This is a genomic window from Streptomyces sp. NPDC002125 (genome assembly GCF_053593715.1).
Map to the genome: position 1 here is coordinate 1 of NZ_JBSFDD010000037.1, position 14,564 is coordinate 14,564.

15 protein-coding genes are annotated in these 14,564 nt (G+C 71.1%); 4 read left to right on the plus strand and 11 right to left on the minus strand.

Annotated features, from left to right (window positions below):
• Positions 1-1,836 precede the first annotated feature (1,836 nt).
• From ACWCQM_RS37310 to ACWCQM_RS37320, 3 genes are all read right to left on the minus strand, one after another.
• Positions 1,837-2,352, minus strand: coding sequence for a GNAT family N-acetyltransferase (locus tag ACWCQM_RS37310; RefSeq protein ID WP_450919525.1), 516 nt, complete (start codon positions 2,350-2,352; stop codon positions 1,837-1,839).
• Between the two features lie 84 nt (positions 2,353-2,436).
• On the minus strand, positions 2,437-2,697 hold the full coding sequence (locus ACWCQM_RS37315) for a hypothetical protein (RefSeq protein WP_450919578.1): 261 nt from the start codon (positions 2,695-2,697) through the stop codon (positions 2,437-2,439).
• A gap of 54 nt (positions 2,698-2,751) precedes the next feature.
• Entirely contained in the window at positions 2,752-4,014 is a 1,263-nt protein-coding gene (locus ACWCQM_RS37320) for a pyridoxal phosphate-dependent aminotransferase (protein ID WP_450919526.1), read from the minus strand.
• A 131-nt stretch (positions 4,015-4,145) separates the two neighbouring features.
• Here ACWCQM_RS37320 and ACWCQM_RS37325 point away from each other — a divergent pair, with 131 nt between their 5' ends.
• Positions 4,146-5,063: a LysR family transcriptional regulator gene (locus tag ACWCQM_RS37325; protein ID WP_450919527.1), complete on the plus strand. Its 918-nt coding sequence runs from the start codon at positions 4,146-4,148 to the stop codon at positions 5,061-5,063.
• A 156-nt stretch (positions 5,064-5,219) separates the two neighbouring features.
• Here the strand turns inward: ACWCQM_RS37325 and ACWCQM_RS37330 are convergent, their stop codons facing one another.
• From ACWCQM_RS37330 to ACWCQM_RS37360, 7 genes are all read right to left on the minus strand, one after another.
• Positions 5,220-6,293, minus strand: a complete 1,074-nt coding sequence (locus ACWCQM_RS37330; RefSeq protein WP_450919528.1) for an LLM class flavin-dependent oxidoreductase — start codon at positions 6,291-6,293, stop codon at positions 5,220-5,222.
• Between the two features lie 5 nt (positions 6,294-6,298).
• Entirely contained in the window at positions 6,299-7,195 is an 897-nt protein-coding gene (locus ACWCQM_RS37335; protein WP_450919529.1) for an ABC transporter substrate-binding protein, read from the minus strand.
• Complete coding sequence (locus tag ACWCQM_RS37340; RefSeq protein ID WP_450919530.1) at positions 7,196-8,002, minus strand: ABC transporter ATP-binding protein; 807 nt, start codon at positions 8,000-8,002, stop codon at positions 7,196-7,198.
• Positions 7,999-8,838: an ABC transporter permease gene (locus tag ACWCQM_RS37345; RefSeq protein WP_450919531.1), complete on the minus strand. Its 840-nt coding sequence runs from the start codon at positions 8,836-8,838 to the stop codon at positions 7,999-8,001. Before ACWCQM_RS37345 ends, ACWCQM_RS37340 begins: the two co-directional genes overlap by 4 nt.
• Positions 8,835-9,848, minus strand: coding sequence for an NrtA/SsuA/CpmA family ABC transporter substrate-binding protein (locus tag ACWCQM_RS37350; protein WP_450919532.1), 1,014 nt, complete (start codon positions 9,846-9,848; stop codon positions 8,835-8,837). The genes ACWCQM_RS37345 and ACWCQM_RS37350 overlap by 4 nt, the downstream gene beginning before the upstream one ends.
• Positions 9,845-10,888 carry an ABC transporter substrate-binding protein gene (locus ACWCQM_RS37355; RefSeq protein WP_450919533.1) on the minus strand — a complete coding sequence of 348 codons (1,044 nt, stop codon included), beginning with the start codon at positions 10,886-10,888 and terminating at the stop codon, positions 9,845-9,847. Before ACWCQM_RS37355 ends, ACWCQM_RS37350 begins: the two co-directional genes overlap by 4 nt.
• Positions 10,889-11,094: 206 nt before the next feature.
• The gene (locus ACWCQM_RS37360; protein WP_450919534.1) at positions 11,095-11,205 is read right to left on the minus strand and encodes a putative leader peptide; all 111 of its coding nucleotides are present in this window, start codon (positions 11,203-11,205) and stop codon (positions 11,095-11,097) included.
• Between the two features lie 192 nt (positions 11,206-11,397).
• On the opposite strand from ACWCQM_RS37360, the gene ACWCQM_RS37365 reads away from it, so the two are divergent.
• Together ACWCQM_RS37365 and ACWCQM_RS37370 are read left to right on the plus strand one after the other, a co-directional pair.
• Positions 11,398-12,216 (plus strand): IclR family transcriptional regulator, encoded by an 819-nt coding sequence (locus ACWCQM_RS37365; protein WP_450919579.1) that lies wholly within the window; start codon positions 11,398-11,400, stop codon positions 12,214-12,216.
• A gap of 126 nt (positions 12,217-12,342) precedes the next feature.
• Entirely contained in the window at positions 12,343-12,645 is a 303-nt protein-coding gene (locus ACWCQM_RS37370; protein ID WP_450919535.1) for a hypothetical protein, read from the plus strand.
• Between the two features lie 395 nt (positions 12,646-13,040).
• On the opposite strand, the gene ACWCQM_RS37375 is transcribed toward ACWCQM_RS37370, so the two are convergent.
• A complete protein-coding gene (locus ACWCQM_RS37375) occupies positions 13,041-13,493 on the minus strand; it encodes an Lrp/AsnC family transcriptional regulator (RefSeq protein WP_450919536.1) in 453 nt (150 codons plus the stop codon).
• A gap of 105 nt (positions 13,494-13,598) precedes the next feature.
• Between ACWCQM_RS37375 and ACWCQM_RS37380 the strand changes: the two genes are divergently transcribed.
• Entirely contained in the window at positions 13,599-14,543 is a 945-nt protein-coding gene (locus ACWCQM_RS37380; RefSeq protein WP_450919537.1) for an SMP-30/gluconolactonase/LRE family protein, read from the plus strand.
• Positions 14,544-14,564: the final 21 nt, after the last annotated feature.

Below are 14,564 nucleotides of genomic sequence, written 5' to 3' on the forward strand. Positions count from 1 at the left end.
GGAGACCACCTCACTATCGATGTCCTGCGGTACCCGGGCTCCAGCCTTCCGCCCGGGCGATCCTGATGGCGCCTGGCTCCTCCGTTCTTCCCTCGCTGATCAACTACGTACTCCTGGTACTGCGAACTGCTCAGCGGCCTGTGACAGCACCGCCCATCGGCAGCCGGTCCCATCGCCCTTTCTGCAACTGCTCCGGCTTGGAACCCCACTGCCGAACCTCCCGGTGCGCGCGCCCGCAGCCGACGCCTTCACCGAGGTACTGCTCACTGACCTTCGCTGCTGGGTACTGCGTCAACTGCGGTACTGCTTATGGCGGCCCCTGATCACTGCGGGCCACCCGGTCCGATCGCCAGTCCCGTCGCCGTCCTGCAACAACCCTGGCTTCGAAACTCCGCCACCGCACCGTCCTGCCAACCGCAACTGCGGTACTGCTGCCGGTAGTTCGTCTCTACCGACCTGCCGAATCTCTTGCCTACGAGAGAAACCATAACCGGACCACCACTCAATGTCTACTCTGGGCAGCATAGATTTTCACGTGTCCTGTAATGAGGTAATCGAACTCGAAGGTCGATGACACGGCTGTTCGCAGATCACCGGCACTCGAACCCAAGGAGGCGAGCTCAGTGTCTTCTGGCGGGCATCTCCAGCACGTGCTGCCGGATCGCGCCGATCCAGGCTGGAGCACCGTGGCCGACAACAGCCGGTGATCTCGCCGGCCCGCGACGGCGCTCGTAGGATGCCTGAATGCCTGAGCCGATACGGATGAGCCGCCGCGCGTGGGTGGCCACATGGGCGGTGCTGTGCGCGGCGGGCCTCGCCGCCACCGCCGGTCTGAACGTCTCCTCGTCACCGGACCCGCAGACCGAAGAGCCCGTCAGCGCTGAGTGCGCCGAGCGCATCGCGGACATCGAGACGCAGTTGGCGCAATCCGAGGAGGAAGGCAACGACACCGTGTTGACCTTCTCGCGAGTCCAGGTCGGTGGGGAAAGCGACTGCGGTGACGAACTCCGCCACCACTTCCGCGGTGATCCGGGCTTGCCCTCATCGGCGCCTGGACGGCCCTGGCCGGAGGCGACAGGTCGGCACTGGAGCCGCGGCCCACCCCGCCGGGGGTGTACTCCTCCTGCCTGGCGGCGGACACCGAACCGGTGGCTGCGGACGACGACCCGTGCGGCGGTCGCTGAGGAAAATCGTGAAGGACCTCATCGAGCACGTCCCATGTGGTCAGTGGGCGTATCTCTCCACATGGCCGGACCCCGACGGACAGGGGCGTCAGGAGGGCACTATCTCGCTTCGCAGCTTCCCCTGTGAACACCACAAGCCCCGGGCATGGCAAGGACAGTCGGAACGCTCGTGGCTACGCCCGCGGCACTGTTCGCAGTTGGCCGCCGGCGTCTTGCGTCCCGGGGCCAGCGGATGAACCGGCCACTGACGGCCTGCAAGCCGGCGGGCCGCGTCCGCGGGTCGTGGCTGCCGCGCGACTCCGGACGAGGCGGTGTCGGCGGGGGGCTGCACTGTTCGTCGATCCGTTCCTCTTGTGTGGCCAGGCCTGATTCATGAGCTGAGTCCCAGACGTTTTACCTGGTCAGGTAGGACGGTACGAGGGCTGAGGGACTGAAGGGACTCGCCCTTCCGTATGGGTACCGGAGCAGCACGCGCGTGCTGCCCGGGCCGACGGGCAAGGCAGTGATGAGGCTGGTGGCCAAGCTCCTATGAGGTCACGGACACCCGCGAGCACATGCGGTGGGGTTGCCCGACAATTCAACAGACGGACAGCCGAAACGTCAGTCAGGCCCAGAGTCGGACCCCCGGACGGCGCCAGGGACATCCTCTCTGTCAGACCCTCTCGAACGGCTCCGCGTACCTGAAAACGCCCCGCAGCGCAGGATCGTAGGCGCTCAGGGTCCGGACCTGGAAGTACTCGCCCCACGAGGGGTCCGGTGCGGTGATGCCGTAGTCCGTGCTGGTGCAAAACCCGTAGCGGCTGTAGTACGCGGCGCTGCCGAGGAGGGCGACGAACGGCTCGCCCAGGGCATCCGCCGCACCGAGCACGGTGTGGACGAGGGCGAGGCCGACACCGCTGTTCTGGTGGTCGGGGTGCACGCTGAGCGGGCCGAGGCCCACGGCGGGGGCAGTCCCGACGTGGCCTCGCGTACAGACCACGTGGCCTACTACCTCGTCCTTGTCGCTGAGTGCCACGAGCGACAGTTCCGGCAGCCAGGCGCCGCACGTGCGCAACTCGTCGAGGAGGGCTACCTCCACCGGAAGCGGGGTCTCCGGTTTGGCGAACGCCGCCGCGGTGACGTTGCTTACGGCGGGGACATCAGCGGGCGTTTCGCGTCGAATAAGCACCTGCACAGTCTGGGCCCCGAACCGCAGCGCCGCAATCAGCTTTCCGCTCAAGGGCCGCGCACGGAAACGGAGATCGACGGCATCTTATGAGACGCAGGTCGGTCGGGCCGTATCCTCGACGAGCCCGAAGGACTCCGGGAACTCATCCAGGAACGCCCGTCGCCCGGGGTCGGGCTCCGCCTGGGCCATCGCCGCGAGAAGACCGACCAAGTCGCTCCGCTGGTCGCTCGGTAGCGTACTGACCAGGTGGGCGACTCCCTCCAACACCTTGACGGCATCGTCCGGATCCAGCCGGTCGTCCTCAGCGCCCTCGATGAACCAGAGGACGTCGACCAATGCCTGCATCGAGCTCGGTGCGTCGAGCCCCACATCCGTCACGCCGCGGGCAACTGACGACGCTCAGCAGCGCCCGGAGCCTTCCCCCCTGAGCGCCGTCAGCGCGGCCTCGAGGTGCTCCAGTGCCGCCGCGATCCAGGGCAGGGCCTCCGGCTGCGCGGCGTGCAGCGCGGCGCGGCGCTGCTGCTCGCCGGTGCCGTACAGGAGGCTGGTGGCGACCCGCAAGGAGAGCCTGGTCTCGGTGTCGCCGAACGCGCTGCCCGGCAGCGTGGCGACGCCGAACCGGTCGAGCAGCACGGCGGCCAGTTCCGCTCCGGTCGTGACACCCCGCGAGCGGAGGGTGTCGCGCAGCGGGGAGAAGTCGGGGTAGAGGTAGAAGCCTCCCTGCGGCGGACGGCACTCCGCTCCCGCCGCCCGCAGCCGGTCGTGCACCGCTCCCGCGACGCGTGCGTGCAGTCGCCGCGAGGCGGCGACATGCGCGGTGACCTCCGGCGGATCCTCCAGCGCGACCGCCGCTACCGCCTGCATCGGCGCGGCCAGGCTGGACCAGGTCTCGCTGGCCACGCCGGTCAGCTCCTGGTGCAGCCGCCGGCCCCATGGGCCGGACGGGGTTCGGGCGAAACCGATCCGCCAGCCGCCGAGGGAAAGCGACTTGCTCAGGCCCGTGGTGACGACGGTGCGCTCGGGCAGGTGCAGCGCCGGGGCGGGAACCGGGCCGCCGTGACTCAACTCCGCGTAGATCTCGTCGCTGACGACGGCCAGGCCATGGCGCTCGGCGATGGCGAGAACGGCCTCGACCTGCTCCTGCGGCGCGATGGTGCCGGTCGGGTTGTCCGGCACGGTGAGGATCAGCACGCCGGGCCGGGCGCCGTCCGCCCTCGCCCGGCGCAAGGCCTCCTCCAGCAGGCCGGGGTCGGGGATGCCGCCGGCCTGGGCCGGGATGGGCACCGGCACGACCTGCCGGCCGAGCAAGGCGGCCTGGGCCGCGTACGAGACCCACGAGGGGCAGGGCAGCACCACATCACCGGGTATCGCGGCGAGGAGTGCGAAAAGCAGGGGCTTGCTGCCCGGGGCGAAGAGAATCTGCTCGGGTCCCGTGGGCAGGCCGCGCCGCCCGAACCAGCCGGCTGCGGCGGCACGGGCCTCCGGCGATCCCGCGACGGGGCCGTAGGCGTTGCGGAGCCGGGCGTCGGCGAGCGCCGCGTCCAGCCCGGGCGGGACGGGGAGTCCGGCCTCTCCGAAGCCCAGGTGCAGCACCTCCTGTCCGGCGGCGCGGCGGGCCTCGACGGCCTCGTTGACGAAGAGGGTGGCGGAGTGGCTGGTCATGGTCGCCGTCCTGGTCGTGGTGAATGTGCGGGCGTGGTCGGTGGGGCCGTGCAGGCGCCCCGAGCCAGCCTGCCTCCTGAGGTAGCGTCGGCGACAGCGCGGATTTGCAAGGCGGAGATTAAGGAGAACTGATGCTGGACCTTCGGCGGCTGCATGTCCTGCACCGTTTCTCGGTGCTGGGCACCATCACGGCCACCGCCGCCGACCTGGGATACTCGCCGTCCGCCATCTCGCAGCAACTGGCCGCGCTGGAGAGCGAGGCCGGCGTCGCGCTGATCGAGCGCACGGCCCAGCGGGCGAGCCTCACCGACGCGGGACGCGAGCTGGCGGAGCACGCGGCCGGCATCCTCGCGGCCGTGGAAACGGCACACAGCCGCATGCGCTCCCGTGCCGGAACGGTCAGCGGCCGGGTGACCGTCAGCTGCATCCCCGCCCTGGCGCCGACGCTCGCGGCCCGGCTGGCAGCGCTGCAGGGCGAGCATCCCGAACTCACCGTGGTGGCCCACGAGACCGGCTCCACCACCGCCGCGGCGGGCGTTCTCGACCGGCGCTACGACCTCGCGGTCATCGACGACTGGTCCCCGCGCCCCCCGGCCCACGGGTCCGGCCTCTCCGTCCACCGGCTGCGGCGCGAGGCGGTCGTGCTGGCGGTACCGTCCGACGACCCGCCGGCCGGGGGCCCCGACACGGTCACCGACGCACGGCTGCGTGAAGTCGCCCGGAACCGCACCTGGTTGTGCGCGCCTCCAGGACAGCTCTCGCGGGAGGCGGGCGACCGCAGGCTGACCGCCGCCGGCGCCGCCCCCGTACGCCGCTGGGAGTTCGAGGGCCTGCACATCCTCGCCGCCCTGGTCGCCGAGGGGGCCGGAGCCGCGCTGCTGCCCGAAGGTGTCGTCCGCGACCGGCCCGGCGTCACCGCCCTGCCGCTGTCTCCCCCGATGCGGCGCACCCTCCTCGCCCTGACCCGGACCACCACCCGGGAGGACCCTGCCACCGCGGCCTGCCTGCGCGCGGTCCACGAGGCGCTGGGCACGGGGACGGAGAGGTGAGGCCGCACCGCGGCGGCGCGCCCGGGCGTGCTGACGGCTGCCCTGACGGGACTGGACCTGCTCAGGCGCCCCGCCCGCCCGCGCCCGGCCGGCCGTCACGCCCGCCCGGGCGCGCCTGCCGGGCCGGGGCTGCACGACCCCCGGCCGGCCGGCGGGTCAGCGAGTGACGCCCAGCGCCGGAAGCACCGTTTCCGCGACCCTGTAGGCCTCCTCCAGCAAGGGGTTCCCGGACAGGATGAAGGTGTCGACGCCCAGCTCCTCGAACTCCTTGAGACGCTCGACGACCTGGGCCGTCGAGCCGACGACCGCTGTGCCGGGGCCCGGCCGGAACAGGCTCATCCCCGGCCACATGTTGGGGTACGTCTCCAGCTCACGGGCCCGGGCGGGGACCCGTCCGCCGTGCTGGCGGAACTGACGCTGCCAGCCCACGCCCTCCTCACCGGCCCGGTCCCCGAGCATGCGTGCGTACGTGGCCTCGCTGGTGACGTCCAGCAGCCGGTCGGCCGCGGCCCAGGCCGCGTCCTCCGTGTCGCGGACGATGAGGTGGAGCCGCAGCCCGATGCGGAGGGTGCGGCCATAGGCGCGGGCCCGTGCCCGGACCTTCTCCAGCTTCTCCTTCAGCAGGTGCGGCGGTTCACCCCAGGTGAGGAAGACGTCGACGTGCTCGGCCGCCATCTCGATCCCCGGGTCCGACGAGCCGCCGAACCACAGCGGGATGTGCGGGGCCTGCACCGGTTTCAGCTCCCGGAACGAGGCGCCCGCGTCCTTCAGGTCGTAGAAACGGCCCTTGTGGTCGAAGACCTCCCCGGCCGTCAGCCGCTTCACGATCGACCAGTACTCGGCGCTGAGGGCGTACCGTTCGTCGTGCTCCACATGGAGTCCGTACTCCCGCAGTGCCTTCGTGGAACCGTTGACCACGTTGAAGCGCAGCCGGCCCCCGAAGAGCTGGTCGAAACTCAGCGCCATCTTCGCCAGCAGGGTCGGCGAGACGAGTCCGGGGTGGACGGCGAGCAGCGGTTTGAACCGGGTGCTGGTGGACGCCGCGAGGGCGCTGCCCAGCGGCCAGACGTCGTACAGGTCGGTGGCGAGCAGGGCGCCGCTGTATCCGAGCTGTTCGACGGAGCCGGCGAGCCGGCTCAAGTAGCCGAGGTCGGCGGTCCGCCGGCCCTCGGGCTCCCACGGGTAGGCGCCTTCGCGCGGGATGATGTACCAGAGGACTTCTGCCGCCACGGCGCTCAGACCGCCTTCGGGCCGGCAGAACCGGTGACGCGCGCCCGGGCCGCGGCGACCTCGACCGGCCGGTCGATGAAGCCGGTGCGGTGGAAGATGTCCGCGGCCTGCTGCTGCTCGGCGATGAACTCGTCACTGACGGCTTCGATCTTCCACGGCAGGGCCCGCAGAGCGGTCTCCCAGTCGTCGGCGCTTCCGCCCAGGTCCGCCGCGGCGATCTCGGCGGCGGCGCGGGGGTTGGCGGCCGCCCAGTCGTCGGCTCGCCGGAGTGCTCGGGTGAGCGCCTCGACGACCTCGGGACGGTTCTCGGCGAAGTCGCGCCGGGTGAAGAAGACGGAGCGGTCCGAGATCACGTCGCCCGTGGCGATGAGCGTGCGCAGTCCCCCGGCCCTCCGGGCGGCCGCGAGCTCGGGTCCCTGGGCGATCCAGGCGCCGATCTCGCCGGAGCGCAGCAGCCGCTCGCTGTCACCGCCGCTGCGGACCGGGGTGATGTCGTCGGCGTACGAGAGCCCGGCGTCGTCCAGCGCCTTGGCGATCAGGTGGGTCTGCCAGGACCCGATCGCCAGGTGGACGGTCGTCCCCTTGAGGTCGGCGACCGTGCGGACGGGGCTGTCCTCGGGCACCAGGAGGGCGCCGTGATCGGGACGCGGTGCGGAGACCGCGGTGTAGACGAGGTCGTGGCCCGCGGCCTGCGCGGTGACCGGCGGGGTCGAGCCGGTACCGCCGAAGTCGATGACGCCCTGGGTGAGCAGGTCGCCGGTGCGGACCCCGTTGGTATACGGGAAGAAGGCGACCGTCTCGTCGAGCGCGGCCAGTTCCTCCTGCGCGAACCCGAGACGGGAGAGGTGGTACAGGTGGTAGAGGGTGGGGTTGCTGCTGTGTACCCCGATGGTGACGGTCATTCAGATCACTCCGGCTTCGGAAGACGTGAGGAGTTGCGAGGGCGGGGAGGAGGGGCCGGGTCGCGGACCGGGGTCCGCGTCGGGTCGGTGCGGACCGTGGCCGGCGTCGACCCCCAGGTCGTCGAGCAGCCGGCGACGGAGTGCGGCAAACGCGGGATCGCCTGGGTCGCGTGGCCTGGTGACGTCGACGGCCTCGTCAGTGACGAGCTTCCCGTCGCGGAGGACGGCGACGCGGTCGGCGAGCCGTACTGCCTCGTCGACGTCATGGGTGACCAGCAGGACTGCGGGGCGGTGCTTGCGGCACAGCTCCCCCACCAAATCCTGCATCTTCAGCCGGGTCAGGGCGTCCAGCGCGGCGAACGGCTCGTCCAGCAGCAGCAGTTCGGGCTCCCGTACCAGCGCCCTGGCGAGGGCGACGCGCTGGGCCTCACCGCCGGAGAGGGTGCCGGGCCATGCCTCTGCGTGCCGTTCCAGGCCGACCTCCGCCAGGGCCCTGAGCCCGTGCGGGGCGCGGCTGCGCGGAAGGGCGACCGTCACGTTGGCCAGCACCTTCTTGGACGGTACGAGGCGGGGTTCCTGGAAGACGATGGTGCGGGCCTCGGGGACCAGCACCTCTCCCCCGTCGGCGCCGTCCAGCGCACCCAGGATGCGGAGCAAGGTGGTCTTGCCGCTTCCGCTCGCGCCGAGCAGAGCCACGAACTCGCCCCGTGCGATGTCGAGTTGCAGGTCGTCGAGCACGACCCTGGTGCCGAAGACCCGGCGCAGGCCCCGTACCCGTACGGCGGCGCGTTCCGCTGCGGCGGTCATCGTGTACCTCCTTGCGGGCTCCGCCACGGCATCAGGACGCGCTCGAGCAGCCGTACGACGATGTCGGCTGCCAGGCCGAGCAGGCCGTAGATCAGGATGCAGACGGCGAGGATGTCGGTACGGGCGTAGCTCTGCGCCTGCGACATCAGATATCCGATGCCCTCGGTGGAGTTGATCTCCTCGGCGGCGATGAGGGCGATCACGCTGAGCGTCATGGACAGTCGCAGTCCGGCCAGAAGGGACGGCAGTGCGCCGGGGATGACCACCTCGCGGACGACGGCGAGCCGGCCCATCCCGAAGCTGCGCATGGCCTCGACGAGCTTGGGATCGGTGTTGCGTACCCCGCTCGACGTGGACACGTACATGGGGAACGTGGTGGCGACGGCGATCAGCAGGATCTTCGCCGTCTCGTTGATCCCGAACCAGACCATGAAGAGCGGTACGAGGGCGAGGAAGGGGATGGTGCGCAGGGTCTGGAGCGAGGAGTCGAGAAGCTCGTCCCCGATCCTGGTGAATCCGGTGATGACGCCGAGGGTGAGCCCGACGGCGAGGCCGATCAGCAGACCGATGCCGGAGCGGGTCAGCGAGGTGGTGAGCGCGTCAGGCAACTGTCCGTTCCCCCACAACTCACCTACAGCACGCAACACTTCGGCGGGCGAAGCCAGCACGTCGGCCGTGAGCACCCCTGTCGCCGAAGCCACCCACCACAGGGCGAGCAGAGCGGCGGGGCCCAGTGCGCGGACGGTCACGGCGAAGGGCCGGCTGCGCGTCGTACGGAGCGCGGGGCGGGGCGTGATCAGGCCCTCTGCGGCTGTTGCCCCGGAGACGGCGCTCATGTCAGCTTCTCCACGTCCAGGAGGTGGGCCGCGACGTCCACCTTGCTCTTGGTGACCTTCTGTTCCGCGTAGAACGCGGCGACGGCCTCGAAGCGGGTGATGTCCTCGGGGCCGATCGGATCGACCGTGCCGCCCTGGGCGATGAATCCGGTCTGCACCTCTTCGGCCTTGCCGGTGACGGCGGTGGGCCCGACATCGGTGAAGACGTTCAGGTAGGCGGCGGGGTCCTTCTTCTCCTTGACGCTGGACGTGTGGAGGTACGTGTAGAGCGCCTTGACGACCTCGGGGTGCTTCTCGGCGAAGCCGGTCCGCACGGCGTTCAGGCTGTAGTTGTCGGAGCCGATGGCCGCGCCGTCGGCGACGAAGTGCGCCTTGCCGCTGCCGATCTCCGCCACGGCGTAGGTGGCCCAGACGGCCCAGGCATCCACCTTGCCCGCGTTGAAGACGGCGGCGGTCTGGTCGGGGCGCAGATAGACCCGCTGGACCTTGTCCGCCGAGATCCCCTCCTTTGCCAGCGCCTTCAGCAACAGGTACTCACCGGTGCCGCCCTGGTTGACCGCGACCTTCTTCCCCACCAGGTCGGCGACCGAGTCGATGCCCGAGCCGTCTCGGACGAGGATGCCCTCGCCCGCCGCGTCGGGGTCGACGGCGGTGAAGAACTTGAATCCGGGACGCTGGGCGAGCGAGGTGATGCCGGAGGTGATGGAGCCCGTGGCGAAGTCGAGCTGGTCGGCGTTCATCGCCTGGGCGGCGGGGGCGAAGGGCCCTGCGCTTCCGGTCCACTCCACCTCGGCACCGACCTTGCCCAGGGCCTTGTCGAGGCTGCCGTCCTTCTTCCCGACGGCCAGGACTCCGGAGTTGCCGGGGTCGGGGATGCGTACGGTGACGGTGCTCGTAGCGCCGGATCCGCTGTCCGCGTCGGAGCTACCGCAGGCACTGAGGGCGAGGACGGCGGTGACCGTGAGGAGGGCGGGGGCGATCGTCGTACGGACTGATCGGTGCAGGTTCATGCTGACAGCGGTCCTTCGGGTTCGCGGGCGGGTGAGAGGGCTGGGTGAAGGCCTGCGCGGGCGGCAGCCCTCCTCAAGGGCTCGGGGTCGGCCCACGCGTCGACATCGACGCGCTCCGGCAGGAAGCTGTGGGCGCGCAGCGCGGCCTCCTGCTCGGCCAGCAAGGCGAGGCGCTCGGCCGACAGGGTGGGGCGCAGGGTGAGGTGGGTGCCGGGGCGATAGGCGCCGGCCACCCCGTCGGCGCCCGCCCCGGTCTCGGCACCCAGGATGCGATCGACGTCGGCGGGATGCCTGGTGGCCCAGTCGGCCGCCCTGAGCAGGACGGCGAGGAACCGGTCGACGAGGTCGGGGTGGTCGTCCAGCAGCCGCTGGTGGACGGTGATGGGGCGGGGCGTTCCGTTGTTGACGCGGAACCGGCGGTCGGGGAGTTCGTCGAGTTCGAGGGCGACCTCGGCTCCTGCCCGGCGGGCCGCCTCGACGGCGACGGCGCCCTTCACATACACGGCGTCCACGTCACCGCGCCGCAGTGCGTCGAGTTCGGCGGCCCACTGGCCCCCGTGCGCGTCGGCGGGTACGTCGACGAGTACGGCGTCCCCCAGCTCCAGGCCGGCAGAGCCGAGCGCGCCCTCGAATCCGCGCAGCGCCATGGCCCGCCAGAAGTCGATGGCGATGGCGTGGGAGGGCACGGCGAGCCGTCGGCCGCGCAGGGCGTGGGCGCCCCTGATCCCGGCTCCGGGTGCGACCAGCACGACCTGGCGTTCCTCGATCCAGGTGAGGCCGATCAGCCGGGTCGCCTCGCCTCGTGAGCGGGCCCAGAGGGCGGGCACGTTGCCCCCTTCGCGGAACAGGCCCGGCAGGGCGTGGGTGTAGTGGGTGGCTCGGTCCGCGTCGGCTGCGGCGTCCTGAAGGGAACGCACCGCGATGCCGTCCGGGGCGAACTCCTCGCCGAGCCAGTGCCGGTCGGCGGCGATGCCCGTCGCGGTGGGTACGGGACAGCGGGTGAACCAGAGGGTGTCGGGCAGCGCGGCGGTAGGCGACATGGTCTCTTCCCGAAGAGGGTGGACAGGGCAGGGGTCGGAGCGGGCCCGGGTCGAAGCGCGGGGGCGCGGTCCGCGTGCGGCGGAGGGCCCCGCGGGGACGGCCGGGCGCGTCAGCGGGATGGGCGAGCCTGAGCGGGACGCGGCTTCAGCGGTACGCGGCTTCGGCGGCAAGCGAGGTACTGCGACGGGCGGTCAGTTACGGAGCTTCAGCGACAGGCCGCACTGGAGACGCGCGCCAGGTCGATGTGACGGCGCAGCGTGAGAGCGAGCGTGACCGGAACAGGGCTGCCGAGGGACGTGGCGCTGAGGGCTGCCATGGCACTGCTCCTTTCCGCACTCGGTGGTGAGGACTGCAGACTGCCACGGGCTCACGCCCACTCACAACTGGCCTCCCATCATGTGGGATCGGCTGTGAACGGAGCGTTGCACAGCCTGGTTCGAGGACTCCGCACTCCCGTAATGTGGAGAGCATGGTCCCTTTCACCTCCCGAGCGGAGAGCGAGACCGGCATGAGCGAGGCAGCGGCGGCACGCGCTCCGGGCGGGGCACAGGCGGTCCAGCGCGCGCTGGACGTCCTGCACTGCTTCCACGACAACGGCCCTGACCTGAGCGCCGCCGACCTCGCCCGGCGCCTCGGACTCTCGGCCTCCACGGCACACCGGCTGGCCCGCACCCTCCTGGGGGCGGGCTTCCTGGAACAGGACGCACGGACGGCGCGCTACCGACTGGGTCCTGCGGTGACGGAGCTCGGGCGGCTCTCGTACCACCAGCGCGGACTCCATCTGGCCGCACCGGAGCTGGCCGACCTCGCCGAGCGCACCGGCGCGACGGCGGACCTGGCTCTGCGCAGCGGCCCGCATGCCGTGATCGTCGCGGGCGGTTCGGTGACGCCACGGATGGGGCTGCGCCGGCCACTGCACTCGACCGCTCTGGGCAAGGTGCTGCTCGCCTGGGCCCGGCCGGGCGACAGCGGCCCCGCTGGGCTCACGCTGCATGCCTTCACCGACCGCACGATCGTGGAACCAGCTTTGCTGGCAGCCGAGTTGAAGCGCGTACGTGCCGATGCCTACGCGCTCAACGACGGAGAGTCGGCCCTGGGGGTGCGCACCCTGGCCGTGCCCGTGCTGGACGGCGCCGGCCATGCGCGGTTCGCGCTCGCCGTCCGCGCCACTCCGTCCGTGATCACGGCCGAACGCACCGACTGGTTCCTCGAACAGGCCCGCTCGTGTGCGCACGCGCTGGAGGTGCTGTTGCTGACACCGGCAGAGCGCAGGCCGCCGCCTCCTGACGGGCGCGGCACCGGTTCTCGGGCTCTCGCGAACTCGTGAGGAGCGGCCGGCGGCAACGGGGAAGCCCGACTCCGCTCTGCGCAACCCGATTCCGTGCCCCGGCGTCCGACTCAACGACGGACGGCTACCGATGACCTGGGAGGGCACGTGGCGAAGAAGGGCCGGATGACGGACGCAGCGACGGAGAAGGACCGCGAGAAGTGGATGGCGCGTTTCCAGGTACGGCTGGCCATGCAGCCGGGCGTGGACCGGGCAGTCGTGCTCGAGGCGGTCAAGGATGTCACGGCACACTGCGCGGAGACGGGAGAGCACCCACGGGCTGCCTTCGGTGACCCGGACGCCTGTGCGGTGCAGACCGCAGCCCGGCTGGTGCCGGCGGACCGGGCGGCGCGCGACAGGAGGCGCGACTCCGTGGTGGGGGCGCTCGGCTCCGTACTGAAGAGGGCCGAGGACGTCGCTGGTCTGTGACCGGGTGACAGGGGCGGGAGTCCCTGGCCGGCGGCATCACCCCGGCCGGCTCCTTCACGGCGACGACGGCGCGGAGAAGTGGGCACTGTGCGGGATGCACGCGATCCTGGGCCTTGCCCAGGTGAACTGACGGCGCAGACGGGGGCTTTCGCGCGAAGGCCCGCACCTGCGCGGACGGGCGCCCCGACCGCGCGTCACCGGCGAGCAGATCCGGGCAGGTCGCACATGTCGTCGAAGCCGCCTTCGAGGCGTGCGGCAGGCATCGGGCCGCCGGCGTGACCGTGGACCCCCGTTCCCGCCGCACGCGCGGCCAGGAGGACGGGGCCGCTCTCCTCGACCACCGCGCACGCTTCGGGGTCGGCGCCCGCGCGGGCGGGCGCCAGGGCGCGAGGGGATCACGCCTGCTGACCGGCCAGCGGCGAGAGGGGCCGTTCGAAGAAGGTCTCCAGGACCACCGTGGCCTGCGTTCCACTGACCCCGTCGATGGCGTAGATCCGGCGCAGCACATGCTGCAGTTGCTCGGTGGTCGCTGTCCTGACCTTTACCAGCAACGAGGCTGTGCCCGCGATGACGTGCGCCTCCAGGATCTCCGGGACCGCGGCGAAGTCCTGCGCCGAATCTCCCATCCAGGACGTCGAGTCGACCATCACGTAAGCCAGGACGGCACTGCCCACGGCTGCCGGGTCCACCTCGGCCGTGGTACGCCGGATGACTCCGCGCTCGCGCAGCTTGCGCACCCGTTCATGGGCGGCTCCGGCGGACAGACCTACGGCCTGGCCGAGCGCGGCGTAGGACTGGGTGGCGTCCTGCTGGAGCTGGGCCAGCAGTGCACGATCGATGTGATCCACAACTCTCCATTCGGAAACTCCTGGCTGAGACCGTATCTCATCTTGTATTAATCATATCGAGCCGACTCAGATTCGGCATTTGAACCTTTCGCGAGGAGTGGACCTATGAGCAGCGACCGCCCCGGGCTGTACGAGATGCTCGACGACCGGTTCCGTACCGGCAGGTGCATGAACGGTGACGACGCGCTGGAGGTCCTGTTCACCGGGTGCCGTTGGGCCGAGGGACCGATCTACCTCCCCGCCGGGCGCCAGCTGGTCTGGAGTGACATCCCCAACGACCGCATGCTGCGCTGGGACGAGGAGACCGGCTCGGTCGGCGTCTTCCGCCGCTCTGCCGGGCACACCAACGGCAACACCCTTGACCACGAAGGGCGCCTGATCACCTGTGAGCAGGGCAACCGCCGCGTGACCCGCACCGAGCACGACGGCACGATCACCGTGCTGGCAGACCGGTGGCAGGGCAAGCGGCTGAACAGCCCCAACGACGCCGCCGTGAAGTCCGACGGCTCGATCTGGTTCTCCGACCCCGACTTCGGCATCACCAGTGACTACGAGGGGTACCGCGCGGAGAGCGAGATCGGCGCCAACAACGTCTATCGCCTCGATCCGTCCACCGGCGAGGTGCGGCTGGTCGCCGACTGCTTCGGCGCCCCGAACGGGCTGGTCTTCTCCGCCGACGAGCAGCAGTTGTACGTCTCCGACACCCGGGCGGGCTTCATCCGGGTCTTCGACGTACGCGACGACGGCACGCTCTCCGACGGCACGGTCTTCGCCGAAGCGGGGGCCCGCGAGAAGGCACGATTCGACAATCTCCGCTTCGACGACGGCGGCAGGCTCTGGGCCGCCGCCATGGACGACGGCGTGCACTGCTACGACCCGGACGGAACCCTGATCGGCCGCCTCGAGGTCCCCGAGGCGGTCGCCAACATCGCCTGGGGCGGCGCAAAGCGCAACCGCCTCTTCATCACCGCGGAGACCAGCCTGTACTCGGTGGTCATGGGCGTCACCGGCACGCACCCGACCGGTCCGGGGCGGCGGCCCTGGCAGTAGCCGCCCGGCGAACGCTCGGCC